This is a genomic window from Roseibium sp. 10G30-5 (assembly GCF_055809635.1).
Genome location: NZ_CM147918.1, coordinates 1,580,947 through 1,605,803 on the forward strand (window position 1 = coordinate 1,580,947; position 24,857 = coordinate 1,605,803).

Sequence of the window (24,857 nt, forward strand, 5' to 3'; positions counted from 1 at the left end):
AACCAGCCCTGGCAGGACAGTCTTCGGGGCAAGCATCCGCCCATATAACACAAGCCGCAAGTGCCTCTATGCAGTTGCGGCTTGTCGTGACACAAGGTGCTTTTACGAGCTCAAGCGCCTTGCCAACGGCGAAACACCGCACTGGCGTTGACGCCGCCAAAGCCGAAGCCATTTGAAATGGCATAGTCCATCGCCATTGGCCGCGGTTGGCGGCCAACAAACGTCAACCCATCGCCCGCAGGATCCACTGTGCCCAGATTTCGCGTCGGCGGAGCCATCTGATCGCGCAGGGCCTGTACGGTAAACACCGCTTCCAACCCGCCGGCGGCTCCGAGCAAATGCCCCGTTGCCGACTTCGTGGCACTAATTGCCAAGTCACTTGTCTCACCAAAGACCCGCTTGATCGCGATCAATTCCCCCGGTCACCCACAGGCGTCGAGGTTGAATGGGCATTCAGATGCTGGACGTCCGACGCCGAAATTCCTGCCTGCGCCAGCGCAAGTTCCATGGCACGGCGCGCACCATCGGCATCTTCTGGCCCGGACGTGATGTGATACGCGTCTGCCGTCGTGCCATAGCCGACGAGTTCGGCCAGCGGCACAGCGCCACGCGCGAGCGCATGATCCAGCTCCTCGATCACCACGAGACCTGCCCCTTCGCCCATAACAAAACCATCGCGGTCAACATCAAATGGACGCGACGATTCCTCCGGTGTGTCGTTGAAGCTGGTGGACAGAGCACGAGCTGCCGCAAAGCCACCAAGACTGACCGAACTGATACAGGCTTCCGTTCCGCCGCACAGGGCAACATCCGCTTCCCCCGCCCGGATCAGCCGCGCGGCATCACCGATAGACCTGGACACCCGCCGCGCACGCCGTAACAGGCGCCCCCAACGGGCCCTTCAGCCCATAGCGGATCGACACCTGACCGGCCGCAAGATTGACCAGAAAAGATGGCACCGTAAACGGAGACAGACGGCGCGGACCGCGCTGATCGACAGTACGTACAGCTTCTGCCATAGCCGAAAAGCCACCAATGCCGGAAGCGATGATCGTTGCCGTGCGCAAACGATCCCGCTCGCTCTCCGGTGCCCATCCAGCTTGCGTCAACGCCTCTTCGGCTGCGGCAAGGGCAAACAGAATGAACCGATCAACCTTGCGTTGCTCCTTACGTGGCAACACGGCATCAACATCAAAGCCCGCTTCTGCGTCTTCCTCGATCGTTGGGACAGAACCGCCAACCTTGGCAGAGAGATCCGCCACCACATCTTCAGGCAGCCGACGTATGCCGGAGTGTCCCGCCAAAAGACGCGGCCAGGATGCTTCCGCATTGGCGGCAAGCGGGCTGACAGCGCCTGAGGCCCGTGACAACGATCCGTCGCATAGTTTATCCAATCTTCTTGATTTGTCTGAATTGCTTGCACTGGAGAAACTGCGCAAACGCAACGCTCATATGCACCGTCTTAGCAGATCTGCGGGCAAGTGAACTGGAACATTGCAAGGCTTTTCAGCTTTTTGCGATTTTTCGAACCGTATCGGCCGCTGCTTCGAGAAAACTCGCAGACAGCGCTGCGTCATCGACAATCCGAGACAACTGCAAGCCTCCCAGCATTGTCGACAGGATGACCTGCGCGCGCGGATCAACCCTGTCTGAACGATTTCGCTCGCTCGACACAGAGCCTAACGCGCCGGTGATCAATTGCAAAAGGTCTGAGATGCCATCTGCAAAGCTTGCACGAATTTCCGTGCTTGCGCGAGCGACATCCGTGCTCAACGCCGCCAAAGGGCAGCCCTCCCCCAACCTGTCACGGTGTTCTGGCGAAAGATAAATTGCCAAAAGAACTTCAAGCGCGTTGTCCGGATCTTCCTCCATTCGGGTACGCCAATGCTGGATGGCGAAATCACGTGCTCGATCAGAGGCCTGAACCGCAAGGTCCTCCTTAGAGGAAAAGCGTTTATAGAAGCCACCCTGCGTGAGGCCAGCCCCTTTCATCAAGTCCTTGAGACCGATTCCGTCAAATCCATATTGCCGAAAAAGGATACTGGCGGCATTGATGATCGCCTGATGATTGGCTTCGGCCTGCCGACGTGACACACGCATGTTAAACCCCATATAGATTACGATTAAAATCTATATGGGGTTTTGATGTCGATTGCAATCTATTTTAATGACAAAGCAGCCACTGGCCTTCGCAGCAGATCATACGCTCATCCTTTGTCCCGTTCTGCCAGACAACGCAAAGGCATGAATGACTTCTTCAAAATGCAACGCATCTGAAAACGCTGGATAAGCCGGCCGATCCTCGGCAATCGCCTTTAGAAAGGCATGGACTTCAATAACTTTCAGGTCGTTGAAGCCAAGCTGATGCCCGGGAGCAGGAACAAACGCACCGTAAGGCGGGTGCGCAGGACCTGTCAGGATAGTCTTGAACCCCTGCTCCGCCACAGGTCCGCTGTTTTGGTAAAGCTTCAGTTCGTTCATTCGTTCCTGATCGTAGGTGATCATGCCCTGCGTGCCGTGAATCTCGAAGCCGATATGGCTTTTTCGACCCCAAGCACTGCGCGAGGTGGACATAAGACCACTGACCCCGCTTGAAAAACGCAACAACGCCGAGGCGATATCTTCATTTTCGACTGGCTTGCGGTCCTCTTCACCGGCAACCCGGCGGGTTTCATGCACCGTCTGCACATCCCCGATCAGGCTTTCGATCGGCCCCAACAGCGTCGTGGCAATGCTGATCAGGTGACAGCCCATATCTCCCAAGGTACCAAGCCCTGCCTCAGCTCGGGTTGCCCGCCACGTCCACGGCAAGTCCGGATCGGCTTGATAATCCTCATCAATCGAGCCACGGAAGTGGATGACCCGCCCGATCGCCCCGTTCCCAATCAGCTTGCGAGCATGAGCAATTACCGGATTATGCAGATAATTGTAGCCGGTGATGGTCTTGCCGGAGGCGGCTCGGGCGGCGGCCTCCATCTCGCGGGCATCCTCCAGCGTCAATGCCATCGGCTTTTCCAGATGCACATGTTTTCCAGCCGCCAGGGCTGCAAGTGCCATCTCCTTGTGCACCTTATTAGGCGTTGTCACACAGACAATATCAACGGCGGGGTCCGAGACCAGATCCCGCCAATCATCCGTGGAGCGGGCAAAGCCGAACTGATCGGCAAAACCCGCCGCCTTGTTGCCCGGCACATCACACAGCACCTCCAGTCGGGGACGCGGCACATCCCCGAACACCGCCCGGACCGCGCCATAGGCCAGCGCATGGCTTTTGCCCATAAAGCCGGTCCCGATCAGACCGACACCCAACGTTTTACGATCGTCGGACATGCATTCTCCTCCCCGACACACGGGATCCTATCAGCTTCCGCTCTTGTTTCAGATTTCGCTGAGTGCGATGGCGCGCTTTTCCGCAACGGACCGCACCGCCGCTTCGGCAAGCACCAGTGCTGCCAGCCCATCAGCACCACTTGGCGTGGGCTGAGAACCCGTCTCGACCATCGCGACAAAGGCTGCAATTTCAGCAGCATAAGCCTCGGTGTAGCGTGTCATGAAAAAATCATGCAGAGGCGGGCGCGTGTAGCCATTCCGCGTGGCAATTTCGATGGACACCGGCCGTTGATTTTCAGCCGAAATCGCTCCAAGTGATCCCAAAACCTCGATTCGCTGATCATAGCCATAAGTGGCGCGACGCGAATTGGAGATGGCACACTGCCGGCCACTGGCGGTCGTCAAAATGAGCGAGGCGCTGTCGAAATCACCCAGCACGCCAATCTGCGGATCAACCAAAGCGGCCGCACTGGCCTGCACCGTGGCAATTTCCTCTCCCAAAAGAAACCGCGCCATATCGAGATCATGAATGGTCATGTCCCGAAAGATCCCACCGGACGATTTGATATAGGCAGGCGGCGGAGCACCCGGATCCCGCGAGATGATCTGCACCATCTCCACATCACCAATACGACCGGCATCAATTTCTGCCCGCACCGCCATGAAGTGCGGGTCAAAGCGGCGATTGAACCCAACCATCAGCTTGGCGCTGGTGTCCTCCACCACCTTCAGGCAGTTCCGCACACGCGCGATCGACAGATCCACCGGCTTCTCGCAGAAGATCGCCTTACCGGCACGCGCAGATCGTTCGATCAGATCGGCATGTGTATCTGTGGGCGTGCAGATGATCACCGCATCGACATCGGATGCCGTCTCGATCTCGTCAATGCTGCGAGAGGCTGCCCCATAGGACAACGCCAGTGCGTCTGCTGCATCACTGATGGCGTCTGCGACTGCAACCAGTTGCGCCCCCGCTGTGGCGGCGATTGCCTTTGCATGGACCTTGCCGATCCGGCCAGCGCCCAAGAGCGCGACATTGAGTGTCATGATGGTCTCCTCCCGAGAACGTCTGGCACCTCCCGTCCGATGGAATGTCGGACTTGCCAGAGTGGAATAAAAATTCCAAAATCACTTTCAATAGAACCTGTCAAGCATGAAAAGAAAAGCGGCCCATGTCAGCCAGCAGTGCACCTCAGACCATCGACGACGTCATCAACCGCATCGGAGAGTGCTCCGAAAGCCTGCCCAAACGATTGAAACAATGCGCGGATTTCATTGCCGCCAACCCCGACCGGATCGCTGTTTCGACGGTTGCGGAATTATCTGAAGGCGCGGGGGTTCAACCCTCGGCTTTCATGCGTTTCTGCCAAGAATTGGGATTTTCCGGATTTTCGCAGATGCAGAAAGTCTTTCGCACCGGCCATTCGGAAAAATGGCCCGACTATGGCACCCGGCTGCAAAAATTGCGCGAGCATGGGGCCGAATCGCCCTCGGCCCTGCTGGCTGAATTTGTCGATGTCGGTCGCATGTCTCTGGAAAATCTGATCACCTCTGTTGACGCCAAGTCCTTGCGCGATGCCGTGGAAACCCTTGCAAAAGCACGCACAATCCATCTCGTTGGGTTTCGCCGCGCTTTTCCTGTCACCTCTTATCTCGCCTACGCCTTTGAAAAGATGCAAGTGCCAGCGCTGTTGCACAGTGGCATGGGTGGAATGCATCTCGATCACCTGTTCCAATACTGGCGACGCCGTGATTGCCGTGACGTTTGCCCCCTATACTCAGCAGACGCTGGATATGGCCGAGGCGGCCAAGGCCAGCGGCGCAGGACTGGTGGCCATCACCGATCTGGTGACCAGCCCGTTGACGCGACTTGGCGCCATTCCCCTGCTTGTTGCCGAACTTGACGTGGGCGCGTTCAGAGCACTGTCCGCCAGTTTGTCGCTCGCCATCACGCTCGCGGTTTCGGTCGGCGCAGAGCGCGAAAAACTCGGCATTGGAAAAAATACATTGCAATCAAAATGAAATGGAATTTAAATTCTATTTGTGGCGACCAATAGGTTCACGCCACACGGGGACTGAAAAACCCGGCGGCAGGGAGGCCGCCGAATTTTTGTTCTGGGAGGAACACCATGAGAAAAACGCTTCTTGCGATGGCCACTGCTGCCATTGCCTTTTCCGGCCTTGCCATTCCGGCAGCCCATGCCGACGGCGAACGGTTTGTTCTCGTCAGCCACGCACCCGACAGCGACAGCTGGTGGAACACCATCAAGAACGCCATCAAGCTTGCTGGCGAGCAGATGCATGTGACGGTGGAATACCGCAACCCGCCAACCGGCGATCTGGCCGACATGGCCCGCATCATCCAGCAGGCCGCAGCCTCCAACCCGGACGGCATCATCTCGACAATCGCTGATTATGACGTCCTGTCAGGCCCCTTGTCCGACGCGGTCGCCAAAGGCATTCCGGTCATCACCATCAACTCGGGCACAGAAGAACAGTCGAAGAAGATCGGCGCTCTGATGCATGTCGGTCAGCCAGAATTTGCCGCTGGCAAAGGCGCCGGGGAACGCGCCAAGAAGGCGGGCGTAACCAGCTTCGTCTGCGTCAACCATTACATCACCAACCCCGCATCGGTTGAGCGGTGCCAAGGCTTTGCAGCTGGTCTCGGCGTCAAGCTGGGCAACCAGATGATCGACAGTGGCTAGGATCCGTCCGAAATCAAGTCCAAGGTCATGGCCTACCTCAAGGCTCATCCGAAAACAAACGGCATCCTGACGCTTGGGCCGACGTCTGCCCACCCGACTCTGGCAGCCCTCAACGACATGGGCAAATCCGGCCAGATCTACTTCGGCACCTTTGATCTGTCCCCGCAGATCGCCAAGGCCATCAAGGCGGGCACAATCAACTTCGCCATTGATCAGCAGCCGTTCCTGCAAGGGTATCTGCCAGTCGTCATTCTGACCAATTACGTGCGCTATGGCGTTGTTCCGGGCAATTCCATCAACTCCGGCCCGGGGTTTGTCACCAAGGCGAACATCGCCAAAGTCGAGAAATACGCAGGCGAATACCGCTGATCAGCGAATTTCGCGGACCGAAGGCAGCAAACTCGCTGCCTTCGGGATCCGATTGCCCCTCAGAATGAAAACATTTTCGCGCGCAAGACGCAGCAGAACGTGCCACCGCCTCGGCGGCTGGCGGGAGGAGACCCATGGCTGACACAGGCGGCCGGACACCGGAACAGATCCAAAAAATCGTGCAGGACGAACGGGTACGCCCTATGTCTCCGTTGCGAAAGGCCCTCGTGCGGCCCGAGCTGGGAGCTATCTGCGGCACGATCCTTGTTTTTGTCTTTTTCCTGAGCATTGCAGGCGACAGCGGCATGTTCGGGCCGGAAGGCATCATCAACTGGTCGACGGTATCCGCACAATTCGCCATCATCGCCGTTGGCGCATGCCTTTTGATGATCGCAGGCGAATTCGATTTGTCAGTTGGCTCGATGATTGGCTTTTCCGGTATTATCATTGCGCTTCTGACCGTCCATTACGGGTTTCCCGTCTGGCTTTCCATCATCTGCGCCTTTGTTCTCGCCCTCGCCATCGGCGCGTTGAACGGCTTCCTTGTTATCAAGACGGGGCTGCCCTCCTTTATCGTCACGCTGGCTTTTCTTTACATCCTGCGCGGCGCAACGATTTTTCTGGCGATCTCGACCACCCGCAAAACGATCATCGGCGGACTGCATGAAGCAGCCAAAGGCGATCCAATCAGCCTTAGCTATTTGGCGGCAAGGTCTTCACCGGTCTGTTTATCTGGCTGGCAGATCAGGGTCTGATCGGCAAATTTGTCGCCGGTCCAAAAGCCGGACAACCCATTGTCTCAGGCATTCCCATGCTGATCATCTGGGCCATTGCACTGATCATCTTTGGTCATATCCTGCTGACCCGCACCAAGTTCGGCAACTGGATCTTCGCCGCAGGGGGCGATGCACAAGCGGCCCGCTACGTTGGCGTTCCCGTCAACCGGGTCAAGATCCTGATGTTCATGCTCACCGCCTTCTGCGCGACGATCTTTGCCACCTGTCAGGTGATGGAGTTCGGGTCTGCGGCGGCTGATCGTGGACTTCTGAAGGAGTTTGAGGCCATCATCTCCGTGGTGATCGGCGGCGCGCTTCTCACCGGCGGCTACGGCTCGGTGATCGGCGCAGCTCTTGGAGCCTTGATCTTCGGCGTCGTTCAACAGGGACTGTTCTTTGCCGGGGTCGAAAGCTCGCTGTTTCGCGTGTTCCTCGGCGTGATCCTGCTCATGGCCGTGCTGCTCAACACCTATATCCGTCGCATGATTACGGGAGAACGCTAAGATGTCCGTTCCCTTCATTGAACTTGTCGACATTGCAAAACACTTCGGCCCGGTGATCGCCCTCAATGGTGTCTCCGTGTCCGTCAGACCCGGCGAATGCCATTGCCTTCTGGGCGACAATGGCGCGGGCAAATCCACCTTCATCAAGACCATGTCCGGGGTTCACAAACCCACAAGCGGCAAGATCCTGATCGAAGGCAAGGAAGTTATCTTCGACAATCCCCGCGATGCGATGACCGCAGGTATTGCCACGGTCTATCAGGATCTCGCCATGATCCCGCTGATGTCGGTCACACGAAACTTCTGGATGGGAAGCGAGCCAGAGCGCAAGGTTGGCCCCTTCAGGTGGTTCGACTTCCGCAAGGCTAACGAGGTGACCATGTCCGAAATGGCGAAAATGGGCATTCAGCTTCGCTCGCCGGACCAAGCTGTCGGCACACTTTCGGGCGGAGAGCGCCAAACCGTGGCCATCGCCCGTGCCGTCTACTTTGGAGCCAAGGTGCTCATTCTGGATGAACCGACATCGGCACTCGGTGTGCGCCAGACCTCCAACGTTCTGGCCACCATCGACAAGGTTCGCAAGAAGGGCATCGGCGTCATTTTCATCACCCATAATGTCCGCCACGCCATGGCCGTGGGAGATCGCTTCACCGTGCTCAACCGCGGCAAGACACATGGCACAGCCGAGCGCGGCGACATCAAGGCCGAGGAGCTTCAGGAGCTTATGGCTGGCGGACAGGAACTTGCAGAACTGGAAGGGTCCCTTGGCGGGACAGTCTAGATGGAAAAACTCGATGTCATCACCATTGGCCGCTCATCGGTCGATCTTTACGGCGCACAGGTCGGCGGTCGGCTGGAAGACATGTCGTCTTTCAACAAGTACATCGGCGGCTCGCCCACTAACATGGCGGCAGGCACGGCGCGGCTGGGCCTGAAATCCGGTCTTATCACCCGTGTCGGCGATGAACATATGGGCCGTTTCATCCGCGAACAGCTTGTGCGCGAAGGCGTCAACGTAGATGGCGTCAAAACCGATCCGGAGCGGCTGACGGCACTGGTCCTCCATGGGCATCCGGGATCAGGAACAATTTCCGCTGATCTTCTACCGTGAAAACTGCGCCGACATGGCGCTGTGTGAAGATGACATTGACCCTGCCTATATTGCGTCTGCTGGTGCGGTTGTTGCGACCGGAACCCACCTCAGCCACCCCCGCACAGCAGCGGCTGTACGCAAGGCTCTGGTGCTGGCACGTGAGAACGGCGCCCGCACCGCCCTCGACATAGACTACCGGCCCAACCTCTGGGGATTGGCTGGGCATGGTGATGGCGAAAACCGCTTCATCGCCTCCGGCGAGGTCACGCAGAAGCTGCAGTCGACACTTCCCCTGTTCGACCTGATCGTCGGCACGGAAGAAGAATTCCACATCGCTGGCGGCACCACCGACACCTTGCAAGCGCTTCGCAATGTCCGCAAGATCTCCGCAGCAACACTGGTGTGCAAACGCGGACCGATGGGTGCCTCTGCCTTTGAAGGCGACATTCCAAACACACTTGATAAAGGGCAGTCCGGCCCGGGATTTCCCATCGAGGTCTTTAACGTTCTGGGTGCTGGCGACGGGTTCATGTCCGGTTTGCTGAAAGGCTGGTTGACGGATCAGGACTGGGTTACCAGCCTGACCTATGCCAATGCCTGTGGTGCGCTTGCTGTGTCTCGTCATGGCTGCACTCCGGCCTATCCAAGTTGGGAGGAATTGTCGTTCTTTCTGGAACAGGGCGTCACAACACCCGCGCTGCGCAAGGATGCACCGCTGGAACAGATCCATTGGTCAACCAACCGCACCGGCGACTGGCCGGACATGCGCGTCTTTGCCTTCGACCACCGCATTCAACTTGAAGAAATTGCCATCGAGCTTGGAGCCGATGAAAAGCGTATCGGCATATTCAAAACGCTGTGCCTTGATGCCGTTCTGTCGGTTGCCGATGGCAAGCCAGGATACGGACTGCTGTGCGACAGCCGCCATGGACGCGATGCGCTTTACAAGGCGGCAGGAACGGGGCTCTGGATCGGACATCCGGTCGAATGGCCAGGTTCACGGCCATTGACCCTTGAACCGGAGCTCGGGGCTGACTTCGGCGGCCTTGCCGAATGGCCGGTCGAGCATGTCGTCAAAGTACTGTGCTTCTATCATCCTGATGATGAGCCTGCATTGAAGGCCCAGCAGGAAGACACGCTGATCCGGCTCTTTGCCGCTGCCCGCCGCAACCGGCTGGAAGTGTTGCTGGAGGTCATCCCCTCAAAGGCAGGGTCGGTGGACGACGAAACAACCGCCACGGTCATCCAGCGCATGTATGACATCGGGCTTTATCCAGACTGGTGGAAGCTGGAACCGATGACTTCAGCCAATGCCTGGTCACTGGCCTGCAACGCCATCCGACGCAATGACGCCAATACACGCGGCATCGTCATTCTGGGGCTGGAAGCCAGTGAAGACACGCTGGCGGCAAGCTTCGCGGAAGCCGCGCAGTTTGATCTGGTCAAAGGCTTTGCCGTTGGCCGCACGATCTTCGTTGATGCCGCGCGCAAATGGCTCGCAGGCGAAATTGACAACACGCAGGCCGTGGAAGACATGCAGCAGCGCTTTTCCCGGCTGTGCCGCCTCTGGGACGATGCCAGACAGGCCTGCGTCACGCACAAAACCCAAGGACAGTCAGCATGACGACCATCCGTCTTACCGCCGCACAGGCATTGGTGCGCTATCTTTCTGCCCAGACCAACTCGGACGGCCACCCCGTCATTCCCGGATGTTGGGCCATCTTTGGCCATGGCAATGTCGCAGGAATGGGCGAGGCGCTGGAGCAGGCAGGCGACAGCTTTCCCACGTGGCGCGGCCACAATGAACAGGGCATGGCCCACGCCGCCATTGCCTTTGCCAAGGCCAAGAACCGCAAGCAGGCCATGGCCGTGACCACGTCTATTGGCCCCGGCGCGACCAACCTGATCACGGCCGCGGCCCTTGCGCATGTGAATCGCCTCCCAGTGCTTCTGATCCCAGGTGATGTCTTTGCAGGCCGCGGCCCTGATCCAGTGCTCCAACAGCTTGAAGACTTCGATGACGGGACGGTTTCAGCCAACGACGCCTTCAGGCCGGTCAGTCGATACTTCGACCGCATTACTCGCCCGGAACAGCTTTTGAACGCTCTGCCCCGCGCTCTGCACACGCTGACAGACCCTGAGCGCTGTGGCCCGGTGACGCTGTCATTCTGCCAGGACGTGCAAACACAAGCTTATGACTATCCCGAAAGTTTCTTCATCCCGAAGATATGGCAGCGCCGCAGACCCCGCCCAGACGATGCAGAACTCACTACAGCCGCAGAGGCGATCAAGGCGGCTAAAAAGCCGATTATCATCGCAGGCGGTGGTATTCTATATGCCGAGGCCTCTCAGGCCCTTGCACAGTTTGCCGAAAACCACGGCATCCCGGTTGCCGAAACGCAGGCGGGCAAATCGGCCCTGCCCCAGGACCATCCGCTGAACCTCGGATCAATCGGCGTCACGGGATCATCGGCTGCCAATACAGTGGCAGAAGAAGCCGATCTTGTCATCGGCGTCGGCACGCGGTTTCAGGATTTCACCACCGGATCGTGGGCCTTGTTCAAAAACCCGGACCGCCGTGTTCTGGCGTTGAACATCGCCGCCTATGACAGCGCCAAACACAATGCCTTACCATTGGTCTGCGATGCAAAGATCGGTCTTGAGGTCCTGAGCTCAGCGCTCGGGTCGCATCAGGTGGCCCCTCCTGAGGCATCATTGAAAGAAACCTGGCTCACAGCGGTAGAGGCGGTTACCGCCACACCGCATGACAATGCCCTGCCAACGGATGCACAGGTTATCGGTGCGGTTCAGCGCGCGTCAGATGAAGACACAGTCGTGCTGTGTGCAGCAGGAGGACTGCCCGGCGAATTGCACAAGCTTTGGAAAACCAGCAAGCCAAACGGCTATCATATGGAATACGGCTATTCCTGCATGGGCTACGAGATCGCCGCAGGTGTTGGTGCCAAAATGGCTCTGCCGGACCGCAATGTCGTGGTCATGGTGGGAGATGGCTCCTACATGATGATGAATTCCGAGTTGGCCACCTCCGTCATGCTCGGCCTGAAGATCACCGTCGTGCTGCTCGACAATCGTGGCTACGGCTGCATCAACCGATTGCAGCAGGCGACAGGCGGACGCAGTTTCAACAATCTGCTCGACACGGCCCGCCATGTTGTGCCCAGCGCCATCGACTTTACGGCTCACGCAGCCTCGCTTGGGGCCATCTCCGAGAAAGTGGCTTCAGTCAAAGAGCTGGAAGCCGCCCTGTCTCGGGCCACGGCTTCAGAGCGTTCGCATGTGATCGTCATCGACACGGATCCCCTGCCCTCAACCGAAGCAGGCGGTCATTGGTGGGACGTCGCAGTCCCCGAAGTCTCCAATCGCACCGAGGTCACTCAGGCCCGTGCCTTTTACGAAACAGCCTTGAAACATCAGCGCCGCAGCGACTGACCACGCACACACGCATCAGGACACACATCATGATCCTTTATGGCACCAACCCGATTGCCTGGTCCAATGATGACGACCAGAGCACTGGGCAAGGATATTCCCTTGTCGACATGCCTCGATGAGACATCACAGATCGGCTTCGATGGCATCGAAAAAGGCCACAAGTTTCCAACCGAACCGGACGCCCTGAAGGCTGAACTTGAGCCGCGTGGCCTGAAGTTCGTCTCGGGCTGGCATTCTCTCAACTTGCTGACCCAGTCGGTCGAGGCTGAGAAAAAGGCCATTCAACCCCATCTTGAGTTGCTCAAGGCCATGGGATGCAGCGTTTGCATTGTTTGCGAGACCTCAAATGCCATTCACGGGCGCGACGATCTGCCGGTCAACGACCGCCCGCATCTCAACGACGAGGATTGGCAGGACTTTGGCACCAAGGTCGAGGCGATCGCCGCCTATTGCGCCGATCAGGGCATCGCCCTCGTCTATCACCATCACATGGGCACCATCGTGGAAAGCGAAGCCGAAATCGACCGGCTGATGGCTGCCACCGGTCCAGCAACCAGACTGTTGCTCGACACCGGGCACATCTTTTTTGGCGGAGGCAACCCTGAAGCTGTCGCAACGCGCCATATGAGCAGGGTCAGTCACATTCATGCCAAGAATGTGCGGCCCGATGTCATGGCTCAGGTGCGTGACGAAAGCCTCAGTTTTCTGGAGGGTGTGCGACGCGGCGTCTTCACTGTTCCCGGAGATCCCGAAGGCGGCGTTGCCTTCGAGCCAGTCCTCAAGATCGCCGCCAATCATGGCTATCAGGGGTGGCTGGTGATCGAAGCCGAGCAGGACCCACAGGTGCGCACCCCGCTGCACTATCAATCCATGGGCCTGAAGGCTCTCAAGGACATGGCCCGCAGCACGGGTCTGGACACGGCAAAAGGAGCGATCTGATGGCCGATCTTCTCGTCAAACCAAACGGCACACACGGCAAGGTGCATGACATCACCCCGGACAGCGCAAAGTGGGGCTATGTCGGCTTCGGCCTCTACCGGCTCAAGGCAGGTGAGCAGGCAGCGGAGGACACCGGCGACCGTGAAGTCATTCTCGTGCTCGTCGAAGGCAAGGCCAAAGTCTCCGCCGCAGGCAACGATTTCGGCGAATTAGGCGACCGCATGAGTGTTTTCGAACGCAAAAAGCCGCATTGCGTCTATGTTCCCGATAAGGCCTCATGGTCGCTTACGGCCACCACGGACTGCGTTGTCGGCGTGTGCACAGCGCCGGGCAAGAGTGGTCATGAGGCACAGGTGATCACCGGCATCGGTCAGGAACAACGCGGCAAGGGCGCCAACACGCGCTACATCCATCCAATCGCAATGGAAGACAGCGACATCGCCGACAGCTTGCTTGTGACGGAAGTTTTCACGCCCGCTGGCAACTGGTCGAGCTATCCACCCCACCGGCACGACGAGGACAACTTCCCCGAGATGACCTATCTTGAGGAAACCTATTACCACCGTCTCAACCCGTCCCAGGGCTTCGGCTTCCAGCGCGTCTTCACCGAAGATGGTGAGCTGGATGAAACAATGGCAGTGTCTGACGGTGATGTGGTTCTTGTGCCCAAAGGCCACCATCCCTGCGGTGCGCCCTATGGCTACCAGATGTATTATCTCAATGTGATGGCTGGGCCTTTGCGAAAGTGGCGTTTCAAGAACCACCCGGACCACGATTGGATTGCCAAACGGGACGCGTAAGGGCGCTATCGCTCAGGTCTCATCACATCAGCCAAGGCAGTCTTTCAATAGTCAGACCCGGCCATCCGGGTCTGACCCAGACATTCCCCCAGACAACAATCGCTATGCCTGCGTCTGAGCCTGGGTCTCAGTTGCTCGCAGACGGATCAGCAAGAAGTGCCTTATAGGCCTGCATCTTATTACCCTTGTTACGATTGAGAACGTCGGACAGCGTTTCACTTTCGGAAACGTTGGACATGCCAGAGGCCTTGAGGCGCGTGACGACCTCTTGCGGCGTCAACCGAAGAACCGGTGCAAGATCGGACAAGGGGGCCTGTTGCACCTGCGCCAAGAGCTGAAACGCCGGGTGGCCACCACGCGTATCGCTCATCGACGAAACGGCAAAACCCGCTGCAATCACCACCGAGCCGATCAGAGACAAAGCCATGACCTTGCCGCGAAAATAATTGGCCAGCGGACGCCAGTTGCGCCACAGGTGCACGACGAAAGGCACGAGCAGCACCATCGACAGCACCACATGCATCTCATGAAACAGGCTGTTGCCGACATGGAAATAAAGCGCAGTACCGGAAACAACCGAGACGAGAAAAAGTCCCGCCGTCAGGGGTGTCGCCCAGCGAAAGAAAATTGTTCTGATCCGCTTCATGAAACCCCGCCACGGTCTATAGCCCAATCGAACCTATGGATTCGATCATTACATGCAGGATCTTAGGCGGTTTCCGACGTCAATGCTTGCCATCCGTGTCGCCAATTGTATCGTTTTGTATCTGGAGCGCCGTTTTCGTGTAAATGCAAAACAGCCAGTCGCTGCAAGCTCCTGGCTGTTTCGCATTCGAAGTATCGACGGTTAGTCGCCCAGCACAATCTGCAATTTGATGTCGTCCGGACGCGCTTCAACAGCCCGATCGAAGGCCGCAATACTGTCCTTGAAATCGAAGGTGTCAGCAATCAGCGGTTTGAGATCCACCTTGCCTGAGGCAATGAGTTGCAGTGCCCGGTCAAAGATATTGGCGTAGCGAAAAACTGTTTCGATTCGCAGCTCTTTGGAAATTGCACCGGGCACATCAAAGTGCACCTCGTCCACCGGCAGCCCCACGAGAACAACCGTCCCGTCAGTGCCGCAGCGGTTTGAACAGGCCGTCATAAGCCTTGGCATTACCACTCGCCTCAAACAACACATCCACACCCCAGCTTTCGGTTTCGCGCGCGATCACATCCGCCACAGTTTCCTCAGCCAGGTTGATGGGGGTGATACCGGGATACTGTGCCGCAATCTTCAATTTCGGCGCACTGAAGTCCGACACGAACACGCGACTGCATCCACCCGCCAACGCCGCCAAAGCAACCATGATTCCGATCGGCCCACACCCCACAACCATGGCCACATCACCGGGAACGATCTTTGCCTTTGCTGCCGCCTGCATGCCAATGGCGAACGGCTCGACCATGGCCCCCTCGGCAAAGCTGACATTCTCTGGCAGCTTGTAGGTAAAGGACGCAGGGTGAACCGTGAACGGCGTCAGAACGCCATGAACTGGCGGCGTGGCCCAGAAACGAACGGCGGGATCGACGTTATAAAGCCCCAGCTTGCTGGCACGCGATGAGGGATCCGGCACGCCGGGTTCCATGCAAACCCGATCTCCCGGAACAAGGCCCTCGACGTTTTCACCAATTTCGACAATGGTGCCCGACGCTTCATGGCCCAGCACCATCGGCTCTTTGACGACAAAATCGCCGATCGCTCCGTGCGTGTAAAAATGCACATCACTGCCACACACGCCAACCGTGTGGATCTTGATCTTGACGTCATCCGGTCCAACAGTTGTCGGCAGCTCAATGTCCCTGATCGACAGGACGCCTTTTTCCTCGAGAACAAGCGCTTCCATCACAGGTGTCCTTTTTGATTGTTTGAGGGCGGCACCTGAGCCAAGGCGATTGCCCAGCGTCAGGTCACCTGATGTTGGCATAGTATTGCGTTGGCAACAGCTCTGCCGCTAGCGCGACTGATGCAACAAACCTGTATTTTCTTTCACACCGTCGGCTTCATGTTCTGGCTCCTGGTGCAAAGCGATCCGGCGCGACCGCGCACGCTTGCGATAGACGGAGGGTGTCATCTTGTGCAGGCGCATGAAGGTGCGATTGAAGTTGGAAATATTCATATACCCAACGTCGAAGCAGATATCCGTGATTGATCGGTCACTGGTGGTCAGCAACTGGCATGCCTTCCAGATGCGAAGCTTGTTGAGATGATCGGTGAAGGTATTGCCGGTGTTCTTTTGAAAAAATCGCGAGAAAGCTGAATCGCTCATTCCCGCATAAGACGACACCTTGCCGATCGGCAACGATCCGGTGCTGTTTTCAAAAATGTAAAACAACACTCTTTGAAGGAGATCCAATGTCTCCGCCTCAAGCTTGGGTGCCACTGTGATCGATGACAGGGTTTCACACTCCGCTGTGGTCGACAGCACCTCAAGCAAATGAAGCAAATGCGCCAGCCTTGCAAGGCCACTGAGATGCTCCATCTCTTCCAGCAACGCCTGACCACGGACAAGAGCCTGCCCATGGAAAACCAGTCCCCGCTCGGCACGCCGAAAGAAACTCTTCAAGCCTGAAAGCTCCGGCATGGCATCGGCAACCCGAAGCAGCCGGTCACTGTCGACCTGAAGCACAATATCCCGTCGCGGTATGATTTCGCCCGGAGCTGTATCCGTCACCCAATCATGTGGCAGATTACGCCCCACAACCGCCAGATAAGGTGCCTGAAACTCGCCGATATAATCCCCCACGAAGGCCAGACCATCGGTTTTCCGGACCAGATGGATCTCGACTTCAGGGTGAAAATTCCAGATGTTTCCTGCCCAGGGATAGTGATCCATTCGCCAGACGAACGTCTCATCCGGCGCAGGAATAATCTGCTCAAACCTTGGCTGCCCGGCAGCCATCAGGATGGGCTGACTGGCAGTTCCCTCCCGCTCAAGGCTCCACGCCTGCGGTTTCCCGGTGATCGACAAGTGACCCTCCCTCACCAGACGCCCGGATCGTTCTGCCCGGCCCTTCCGTCTGACATCTCATCATACAGACGGATCTGGCCCGCGAACAACACCATCAGATCAAACGGCCGGTGCACGATGACATCTCCGCGCGGTTTAAAAGGATGGTTTTTGTCGCATCTATAGGGAAATTTCTCTATGATTCATCTATACATCACCCTCAAGCGAGTCTTTAGCGGAAGCTCATCACTCAGTTTTACGAGCAGGGAACACCTCCGATGCTGGATCTGCGAACACTCTTGTTCGTTCTGCTTGTCACCGCCACTCTTGAGGGCATCGTCTGGATTTTCGTCTGGCGCGTCTGGCAACGGCTTTATGAGCTGAAATTTATCGCGGCAGGGTTCATCGCCATGGCCGTGGGTGTCTGCCTGATGATCTTCAGAAGCGACTCCCCTGCTGCATGGCAAATCATTCTCGACAATGCGGCGATCAAGTTGGGCGTCGTTCTCATGGCGGGCGGGCTATCGAGGTTTCTTGAACAACGTAAATTCGATCGTTTCTACTGGAGTTTTTACGCGGTTTATCTGGCATTCTGGATAATGGTCATGCACGTCTGGCCGGATGAACTTGCCTTGCGGATTCACGCCTCGACAGCGTTCACCTCCACCATCATGCTGCTGATGTGCTGGACGCTCTGGCACGACCGGACCCAGCCCAAACTGCTGCGCCTGATCACGATCGCCAGCCTGCTGGAATACGTGTTTGCAAGTCTTCTTCTCAGCTATTGGCAATTTCATATGCCAGTGACGAATACTGATGTCGTCATCAGCAACCGCAATGCCTATGGTACGTCTTTCAGGCAAATTTCTTCCTGATCACCTTTTTCGCCTGTCTTCTGTTCATGGTCAGCTTCCGGCTGTCTGCCGATTTGCGCAGCCGCAACGAAGCCCTTCTGGTCGAAATTTCCGAACGCAAACGGCTGGAAACAGAACTCGCCACAAGCCTCACGGCAGAGCGCAGTCTACGGGAAGATCAACAGCAATTCATTCAGTTGGTCAGCCACGAATTTCGCACCCCGCTGGCAATCATCCAGCGCGCCCGCGAGATGATCGAGATCCTGCTGAAATCTCCGCCGCGCGAGGTTGAACAACGGCTCACTGCGATCAACGAAGCCACCGGCAGGTTGTTCAAGCTGATCGACAGGTTTCTGGTACCGGATCAACCACTGAATGGCGTCTATCAGCCAGAGCAAATTGCCCTGAAAACAGTGTTTGAAGATGTGCAAGGCCATTTCCGCGCCACCGGCGACATGAAACGCCTGTCTATCCACTTGCCGGAGGACCTGCCCGATGTGTATGGCGATTCTCACATGCTGCAAACCGTGCTGGTCAACCTGGTCGACAACGGCCTGAAATACTCGCCAAAATCCGAACCGGTCGCTATTTCAGCCTCCGTCAGGGATGGCGATCTGGTCATCGAGGTCAAAGACAGAGGCATCGGCATCCCACCCAAGGACCTGCATAAGATTGGACGCCGGTTCTTTCGCGCATCAAACACCATCGCAGCTACCGGTAGCGGCATCGGTCTCTATAATGCCGCGAAACTGCTTTCCTACGCCGACGGCACATTGGAGATACACCCGTTGACCCCAAAAGGCATCAACGCCGTGATCCGTTTGTCCTGCCCCTCAACTCCAACTGCATCTCGCTCGGAGCTTGCACTATGAATACGATTCTGGTGGTCGAAGATGAACCAACCTTGCGCAACGATCTTGTCGACTTTCTCGGGCTATGCGGATTTCAAGCGACCGGCGCTGCCACGGCACAAGATCTACGCACAGCACTCTCGGTCCCGCCCCCTCCCGACATCATCATCCTTGACATCGGTCTGCCCGATGGCGATGGCTTCGAGTTGGCAAAGTCCATTCGCCGGGCCCATCGCAGCGGCGTCATCATGTTAACCGCCCGTGGCGAAGTCGATGATCGTATCCGTGGTTTCCGATCAGGAGCCGACATCTATCTTGTCAAGCAGAGCCCCTTGCGCGAAATTGAAGCAGCCGTGCGCAGCCTGTTGCGGCGCGTTGCCCCTCCAGCACCTGAGCCAACTGGCGCACCCCAAGCGCAAGCAGAGACGCGGGATTCTGGCGTCTGGTGTCTGGCCACCGAGAGCTGGACATTGGTTGCCCCCAACCGCAAAGAGGTCAAGCTGACCGCCAATGAGCTGGCCTTTCTGCTGATGCTTTTTGAAACCAAAGGCGAGCCGTGCCGTCGAGACGATCTGGTGCAGAACCTCTCAAAGCGCAACAAGCATTTCGATCAGCGCCATCTGGATTCCGTCGTCAACCGCCTCCGCCGCAAGATCGAAAAGGCAACCACTCTTGAGGGACCGATCCGGTCGATTTATGGCGTGGGCTATTCGTTCTCCGGAGCATGCGCAACCAGCACACCTGCTCCGGATCGCGCACCGTCCGAAGGATTTACGGTGTCATCCGGAGACCAGATGGACGGTTAGAGCATGCACTCTTCCATGAACTTGAGAGACGACACTTGAGTTGAAGACCGACACCCCGCGCCAAGAGCGTTGCGAATGTGATAAGGCGAGAGATAACGACAGCTATCAACGGAAGAGAGATCTCATGCCTTCGCTTGACGCGCGCGCTTCACCGGCTGGCCGCTATGGCGGCTTGGCTCAGCTTCTTTGCCTGCAATTCTTCCTAGCAGAAGGATTTTCGATCGCCTTCTGGCGCGGATCTTATTCCTTGGCCAACAATTTCATCAGCGATCTGGGGGTCGGCTGTCAGCCCGGCCAGACCACCGACTGTGCGACACTGCCCGCCTTGATGAACGGCTCGTTCATGCTGCAAGGCCTTTTGATCGGGATTGGCGCGGTGCTGCTTTTTCGAAATGCCCACAATTGGGGGCAAAAGCTCGGCTTCATTCTGGCGGGCCTTTCCGCACCTTGGCCTGTTTCTGGTTGGTGTTTTTCCCGAGAACACACTCGCCCAGTTGCATCATGACATGGCGGCCTTGCATTTCATTCTCTTGAGCCTATCGGCCTTCTGCTTTGCTTTTGGCTTTGCAAGCAGCCGTCCAAGACGGTTTCTGCTCGCAAGTCTAAGCCTGATTGCCGCATTAACCGGCACAATCGGCACCAGCTTGCTTGGGCTGCAACTGGACTTCGGCTTTGGTTTCGGCGCGGTCGAACGGTTGGTTGGCTACCCCTTTCCCATCTGGCTTGCCATGCTTGGCTACTGTTATTTGAGCAAACCCACTTATGAGCGGAAGTCTTTGGATGGTTGACCTGACCAATCTCGCAGGGCGGCTTCTGATCGCTTTTCTGTTTCTTGCAGGCGCGCTTCAAAAGTATGTCGACCCGGCACCGGTGCAAACGATGATCGCCTCGATTGGCCTGCCCGTTTGGCTCGTCTGGCCCGTGGCACTTTTTGATCTGGGCGCTGCCATCTGCCTTGGTCACCGGTCCAAACGTGCGCCGCTGGGCCTTGGTGATGGCGGCCTATTGCATCTTTACCAGTTGGTTTCACTGGCAATTGCGCGCTGATCCCTGGCAGGTGACGATCATGGTGAAGAACTGGTCGATCGCTGGGGGGCTCCTGATCCTCGCCGCACAAGGACCAGGGCGGTATGTGATCTTTCGCAATCGCAAAGAGTGATGATTTTACCATGCAGCGTAGGTTCACTTGAACGCTGAACCATCCGAAATAATACTGTCATGAACTGAGGATAGGAAAGCTCTGCAAATTGACGTCCCGCCGCCCTGCGCTTTTTGCCCAAGCGGAGCGGGCCTCGCCACTGGAGCTTATCCGATGACATCGACCCTGAAAAAGGTCCTGACCGTTTCTGTCGCAATGGTCGTGACTTCTACCAGCTTCGCATATGCAGCCCCGTCTCAGGAGCTGATCGACGCTGCGAAGAAGGAAGGCACACTGACGACCATCGCCCTGCCGCACAGTTGGTGTGGCTATGGCGAAATCATTGCCAACTTCAAAAAGAAGTACGGCATCCAGGTCAACGAACTGAACCCGAACGCCGGGTCCGGTGACGAACTGGAAGCCATCAAGGCGAACAAGGGCAACACCGGCCCGCAGGCTCCTGACGTTGTCGACGTTGGCCTGTCGTTCGGCCCTGCCGCCAAAAAAGACGGCCTGTTGCAGCCTTACAAGGTCTCGACCTAGGACACGATTCCGGACAGCGCCAAGGATGCTGAAGGCTATTGGTACGGCGACTATTACGGCGTGCTCGCCATGGGCGTGAACAAAGACGTCTACCCGGATTCGCCAAAGAGCTTTGCTGACCTGAAGGGAAGCAACTATGGCAATGGCGTTGCTCTGGCTGGTGACCCGCGCACCGGCAACAGCGTCATGATGACCGTTTACGCCGCTGGCGTTGCCGAAGGTGGCAAAGCCGGTGCCGATGCGCTGAACAAGGGCATTGCCTACTTCAAGGACCTGAAGAGCAAGGGCAATCTTGTGCCGGTCAATGGGTCTGCCCAGAACATCGCTCAGGGCACCACACCGATCTATTTCGATTGGGATTACAACCTGCTGGCAATGCGCGACAAGCTGAACGGCAACCCGCCGGTCGACGTTGTCGTACCGTCTGACGCGGTTATCGCTGGTGTCTATGTTCAGGCGATTTCGGCCTACGCACCGCACCCGAACGCAGCAAAGCTCTGGATGGAATACCTCTATTCCGACGAAGGTCAGCTTGGCTGGTTGCAGGGCTATTGTCACCCGATCCGCTTCAACGACATGGCAAAGCGCAAGGCTGTTCCTGCCGCTCTGCTCGACAAGCTGCCGCCGGCAGAAAACTACTCCAAGGCGATTTTCCCATCGCTTGCAGAGCAGTCTGAAGCCAAAACGGCTGTTGCCAAGAACTGGGGCAAGGAAATGGGCGTTCAATAAACCCATTCTTTATTGCCTTTGAAACAACTCCGCGACTGCCGCCCTTCACCGTGCGGCAGTCACTGGTCTGAAGCGAGACAGGACACATGGCAGAGGCACAGGACGTTGACGGCATACCAATTCCGATCGTCAAACCTGCAACACGATCCTTGCTGACGCGGCTCAACTGGAATTGGCTGGGTCTCGCACCCTTTCTGCTTTTCGTGTTGCTGTTTCTTGTCCTACCGGTTCTGTATCTGGTGCAGGGCGCCTTTGAAAACGGCAACGGCCAGTTTACCTTCGACAACATTCTGGCGCTCGGATCGCCAACGATAGCGGCCTCCTATTCCCTGTCACTTCGCCTGAGCCTTGTGTCTGCGGCCCTTGGGGCAATCTGCGGGCTGCTGGTTGCCTACGCAATCATTCTGGGCGGCCTGCCGCAATGGGTCCGCCACGCCTTCACCACCTTCTCCGGTGTGGCCTCGAATTTCGCCGGCGTACCGCTCGCCTTTGCCTTTATCGCCACATTGGGACGGCTCGGCCTGGTGACGCTGCTGTTCCGCGACATGGGTCTGAATATCTACGCCAAGGGATTCAGCCTGTTCTCTTTTTGGGGACTAGCGATCACCTATCTCTATTTTCAAATGCCCTTGATGCTTCTGGTCATCACGCCAGCGATGGAAGGCATGAAAACGGAATGGCGTGAAGCTGCCGAAAGCCTGGGCGCAACGCGGCGTCAATACTGGTGGCTGGTGGCATTGCCGGTTCTCATGCCCTCCGCCATGGGCTGTTTCCTGCTGCTCTTTGCCAATGCTTTTGGCACACTGGCAACAGTGATCGCCCTCACCGGCTCCAATTTCTCGGTAGTACCCATTCTGTTGTTCCAGCAGATCCGTGGCAACGTTCTCTACAACCCGAATCTGGGTTATGCGCTGGCGCTGGGAATGGTGGCCATCATGGCCATCAGCAACCTGCTTTATCTCTATCTGCGCAACAGAGCCGAGCGGTGGCAGAAATGAAGAAGTACCCATTCCTGTCTTACATCATCGTCATTCTGGCAGCGCTGTATTTCCTTCTACCGCTTTACGCCACGTTCCGCTTTTCCTTGCAGATGAAGCGCGGCAGTCTGACGTTTGATTCCTATCGTTCGGTTTTCCAGAGCGACCGGTTCGTCGACACATTGACCTTTTCAGCAGTGGCGTCCGTTCTGGCAATTGTGGTCGGTGCTCTGCTTGTCGTTCCGACCGCTTATTGGGTGCGTCTGAAACTGCCGAAACTACGCCCCTTGATGGAATTTCTTACGCTGCTGCCTCTGATCATCCCGCCGGTGGTGCTGGTCTTCGGTTATATGCGGATCTACGGCAATGGTTCATTCCTCCCGTTGACCACGAGCGAAAGCGGCACCAACGCGCTGCTGATCATTGGCTACGTGGTGCTGTCACTGCCCTATATGTTCCGCGCCGTCGACAATGGCATGGCTGCCATCGACATCGCCACCCTGACAGAGGCAGCCGAAAGTCTGGGCGCCTCGCGCCTGCGCACCATCACGCTGGTGATCTTTCCAAATGTCCGCTTGGCCATCGCCTCAGGCGCTTTCCTGACCTTCTCCATTTCGCTGGGCGAATTCGTCATGGCCAGCCTGCTGAACCGACCGGCATTCGGTCCCTATCTCGTGCAGATGGGCCAGGATTACGCCTATCAGCCGGCGGCTCTGGCCATAATGGCATTTGGCGTCACCTGGGTGAGCATGGCTTTGATGCAATTCTTCGCCGTGCGCAAACCCGGCCAGCGCTTTCTACCGCGCCTTTTCCCGACCTTCAGAAAGACGACCACGCCATGAGTTTTCTGTCACTTGACGCTGTCAGCAAGCAATTCGGTTCCAACACTGTGGTCAGGGAATTCCAGCTAGGCATTGAAAAAGGCGAGTTCATCTCCTTTCTAGGCCCATCGGGCTGCGGAAAGACGACTATTTTGCGCATGGTCGCCGGGTTCGAACACCCCTCATCAGGCCGTATCAACATTGCCGGGCGCGATGTGACGCGCCTGCCCGCCAATCAGCGTCGCATCGGCATGGTGTTTCAGGCCTATGCCCTGTTCCCGAACATGAACGTCTTCGACAATGTCGCCTTTGGTCTGAAAATCGCCAAGGTTGACAAGGCAGCAACCCGCAAGCGGGTTATGGAAATGTTGGAGATGATTGCACTGGGCCATCTGGCCGATCGCTATCCCTATCAGCTGTCTGGCGGCCAGCAACAACGTGTGGCGCTGGCACGCGCCCTTGCACCGCAGCCCGAAGTTCTGCTGCTCGATGAGCCCCTCTCCGCTCTCGACGCCAAGATCCGCGTCTCCTTGCGCGAAGACATTCGCAGCATTCAGCGCGACCTTGGTATCACGACGATTTTCGTGACGCATGATCAGGAAGAAGCCCTGTCGATCTCGGATCGCATCATTGTCATGAACGGTGGCAAGGCCGATCAGATGGGCACACCGGCAGAGATCTACAACAGACCGGCCACGCGCTTCGTCGCGGGGTTCGTTGGCACGCTCAATATTCTGGAAGTCGGTGTGGTGGATTCCGTGACCCGGACATTAACGCTGAATGACCAGAGCTTCCGCCTGCCGGACACAACACGGGCAGGCGATCCTCTGGAAACAGGCATGACAACCCACATTGCGCTGCGTCCGGAAGCCTTATCCATGCAGCGTCGTCATGCGGATGATGTCATCATCAGCGGCAAGGTCGTCAGTTTCAACTTCCTTGGATCCGTTATCCGCGCCAAGATCGAGATCGATGGCAAGGCTCTGTCGTTCGACATGTTCAATCAGTCGAACCACGCCCTGCCAAAGATCGGCAACACAGCAAAACTCTTCTTTTCACCGGAAGATATCCTGTTGCTACGCGACTGAATGTACAAAGCGTGAGAACAGCGCCGTCATATGCGGCCTCATGCTGGGCCGTCAGGGTCTTGGACCGCCTACGGCCTGCTGGAGCAAGCATC

At 57.2% G+C, this 24,857-nt stretch carries 19 protein-coding genes and 8 pseudogenes; 19 read left to right on the forward strand and 8 right to left on the reverse strand.

The annotated features are described in order from the left end of the window. Positions 1–110: 110 nt before the first annotated feature. The 4 genes and pseudogenes from fabF to iolG all read right to left on the reverse strand — a co-directional run bounded on the left by fabF (position 111) and on the right by iolG (position 4,377). A pseudogene (fabF, locus tag AC0L7U_RS07980) lies at positions 111–1,383 on the reverse strand (beta-ketoacyl-ACP synthase II). A gap of 123 nt (positions 1,384–1,506) precedes the next feature. Further along, entirely contained in the window at positions 1,507–2,100 is a 594-nt protein-coding gene (locus AC0L7U_RS07985) for a TetR/AcrR family transcriptional regulator (RefSeq protein ID WP_473695160.1), read from the reverse strand. Between the two features lie 99 nt (positions 2,101–2,199). Beyond that, positions 2,200–3,330, reverse strand: a complete 1,131-nt coding sequence (locus AC0L7U_RS07990) for a Gfo/Idh/MocA family protein (RefSeq protein ID WP_473695162.1) — start codon at positions 3,328–3,330, stop codon at positions 2,200–2,202. Between the two features lie 48 nt (positions 3,331–3,378). After that, on the reverse strand, positions 3,379–4,377 hold the full coding sequence (iolG, locus tag AC0L7U_RS07995; RefSeq protein ID WP_473695164.1) for an inositol 2-dehydrogenase: 999 nt from the start codon (positions 4,375–4,377) through the stop codon (positions 3,379–3,381). A gap of 125 nt (positions 4,378–4,502) precedes the next feature. On the opposite strand from iolG, the pseudogene AC0L7U_RS08000 reads away from it, so the two are divergent. After that, a pseudogene (locus AC0L7U_RS08000) lies at positions 4,503–4,670 on the forward strand (RpiR family transcriptional regulator); the annotation flags it as partial. Here the strand turns inward: AC0L7U_RS08000 and AC0L7U_RS08005 are convergent. After that, positions 4,650–5,066 carry a hypothetical protein gene (locus AC0L7U_RS08005; RefSeq protein WP_473695937.1) on the reverse strand — a complete coding sequence of 139 codons (417 nt, stop codon included), beginning with the start codon at positions 5,064–5,066 and terminating at the stop codon, positions 4,650–4,652. The pseudogene AC0L7U_RS08000 and the gene AC0L7U_RS08005 overlap by 21 nt on opposite strands. Positions 5,067–5,079: 13 nt before the next feature. Between AC0L7U_RS08005 and AC0L7U_RS08010 the strand changes: the two genes are divergently transcribed. From AC0L7U_RS08010 to iolB, 8 genes and pseudogenes are all read left to right on the forward strand, one after another. Next, a complete protein-coding gene (locus AC0L7U_RS08010; protein WP_473695166.1) occupies positions 5,080–5,352 on the forward strand; it encodes an SIS domain-containing protein in 273 nt (90 codons plus the stop codon). Positions 5,353–5,459: 107 nt separating this feature from the next. After that, positions 5,460–6,404: pseudogene (locus AC0L7U_RS08015) on the forward strand (sugar ABC transporter substrate-binding protein). A 134-nt stretch (positions 6,405–6,538) separates the two neighbouring features. Continuing rightward, positions 6,539–7,683: pseudogene (locus AC0L7U_RS08020) on the forward strand (ABC transporter permease). A 1-nt stretch (position 7,684) separates the two neighbouring features. Next, positions 7,685–8,464 (forward strand): ATP-binding cassette domain-containing protein, encoded by a 780-nt coding sequence (locus tag AC0L7U_RS08025; RefSeq protein WP_473695168.1) that lies wholly within the window; start codon positions 7,685–7,687, stop codon positions 8,462–8,464. Next, positions 8,465–10,400 (forward strand): annotated as a pseudogene (locus AC0L7U_RS08030) (bifunctional 5-dehydro-2-deoxygluconokinase/5-dehydro-2-deoxyphosphogluconate aldolase). It begins immediately after the preceding gene. Then, entirely contained in the window at positions 10,397–12,226 is a 1,830-nt protein-coding gene (iolD, locus tag AC0L7U_RS08035) for a 3D-(3,5/4)-trihydroxycyclohexane-1,2-dione acylhydrolase (decyclizing) (RefSeq protein ID WP_473695170.1), read from the forward strand. Before AC0L7U_RS08030 ends, iolD begins: the two are co-directional and overlap by 4 nt. Positions 12,227–12,255: 29 nt before the next feature. Next, a pseudogene (gene iolE / locus AC0L7U_RS08040) lies at positions 12,256–13,168 on the forward strand (myo-inosose-2 dehydratase). Then, positions 13,168–13,968, forward strand: a complete 801-nt coding sequence (iolB, locus tag AC0L7U_RS08045) for a 5-deoxy-glucuronate isomerase (RefSeq protein WP_473695172.1) — start codon at positions 13,168–13,170, stop codon at positions 13,966–13,968. The pseudogene iolE and the gene iolB overlap by 1 nt, the downstream one beginning before the upstream one ends. Before the next feature lie 127 nt (positions 13,969–14,095). Here iolB and AC0L7U_RS08050 read toward each other — a convergent pair whose 3' ends face one another. From AC0L7U_RS08050 to AC0L7U_RS08060, 3 genes and pseudogenes are all read right to left on the reverse strand, one after another. Then, entirely contained in the window at positions 14,096–14,614 is a 519-nt protein-coding gene (locus tag AC0L7U_RS08050) for a DUF4405 domain-containing protein (RefSeq protein WP_473695173.1), read from the reverse strand. A 201-nt stretch (positions 14,615–14,815) separates the two neighbouring features. Next, positions 14,816–15,854, reverse strand: a pseudogene (locus AC0L7U_RS08055) (NAD(P)-dependent alcohol dehydrogenase). A gap of 108 nt (positions 15,855–15,962) precedes the next feature. Next, a complete protein-coding gene (locus AC0L7U_RS08060) occupies positions 15,963–16,979 on the reverse strand; it encodes an AraC family transcriptional regulator (protein ID WP_473695175.1) in 1,017 nt (338 codons plus the stop codon). Between the two features lie 257 nt (positions 16,980–17,236). Between AC0L7U_RS08060 and AC0L7U_RS08065 the strand changes: the two genes are divergently transcribed. The 10 genes and pseudogenes from AC0L7U_RS08065 to AC0L7U_RS08110 all read left to right on the forward strand — a co-directional run bounded on the left by AC0L7U_RS08065 (position 17,237) and on the right by AC0L7U_RS08110 (position 24,765). Then, positions 17,237–17,833, forward strand: coding sequence for a hypothetical protein (locus tag AC0L7U_RS08065; RefSeq protein WP_473695177.1), 597 nt, complete (start codon positions 17,237–17,239; stop codon positions 17,831–17,833). Between the two features lie 26 nt (positions 17,834–17,859). Then, positions 17,860–18,684, forward strand: a complete 825-nt coding sequence (locus tag AC0L7U_RS08070; protein ID WP_473695179.1) for a sensor histidine kinase — start codon at positions 17,860–17,862, stop codon at positions 18,682–18,684. Further along, complete coding sequence (locus AC0L7U_RS08075) at positions 18,681–19,469, forward strand: response regulator transcription factor (RefSeq protein WP_473695181.1); 789 nt, start codon at positions 18,681–18,683, stop codon at positions 19,467–19,469. Before AC0L7U_RS08070 ends, AC0L7U_RS08075 begins: the two co-directional genes overlap by 4 nt. A 124-nt stretch (positions 19,470–19,593) precedes the next feature. Continuing rightward, positions 19,594–19,974 (forward strand): hypothetical protein, encoded by a 381-nt coding sequence (locus AC0L7U_RS08080; RefSeq protein WP_473695183.1) that lies wholly within the window; start codon positions 19,594–19,596, stop codon positions 19,972–19,974. 1 nt (position 19,975) lies between these two features. After that, a complete protein-coding gene (locus tag AC0L7U_RS08085; protein ID WP_473695185.1) occupies positions 19,976–20,257 on the forward strand; it encodes a hypothetical protein in 282 nt (93 codons plus the stop codon). Continuing rightward, positions 20,232–20,516, forward strand: coding sequence for a DoxX family membrane protein (locus tag AC0L7U_RS08090; protein WP_473695187.1), 285 nt, complete (start codon positions 20,232–20,234; stop codon positions 20,514–20,516). Before AC0L7U_RS08085 ends, AC0L7U_RS08090 begins: the two co-directional genes overlap by 26 nt. Positions 20,517–20,781: 265 nt before the next feature. Continuing rightward, positions 20,782–21,879: pseudogene (locus AC0L7U_RS08095) on the forward strand (ABC transporter substrate-binding protein). An 86-nt stretch (positions 21,880–21,965) separates the two neighbouring features. Then, on the forward strand, positions 21,966–22,877 hold the full coding sequence (locus tag AC0L7U_RS08100) for an ABC transporter permease (RefSeq protein WP_473695189.1): 912 nt from the start codon (positions 21,966–21,968) through the stop codon (positions 22,875–22,877). After that, positions 22,874–23,698, forward strand: coding sequence for an ABC transporter permease (locus AC0L7U_RS08105; RefSeq protein WP_473695191.1), 825 nt, complete (start codon positions 22,874–22,876; stop codon positions 23,696–23,698). Before AC0L7U_RS08100 ends, AC0L7U_RS08105 begins: the two co-directional genes overlap by 4 nt. Further along, a complete protein-coding gene (locus AC0L7U_RS08110) occupies positions 23,695–24,765 on the forward strand; it encodes an ABC transporter ATP-binding protein (RefSeq protein WP_473695193.1) in 1,071 nt (356 codons plus the stop codon). The genes AC0L7U_RS08105 and AC0L7U_RS08110 overlap by 4 nt, the downstream gene beginning before the upstream one ends. Positions 24,766–24,857 lie beyond the last annotated feature (92 nt).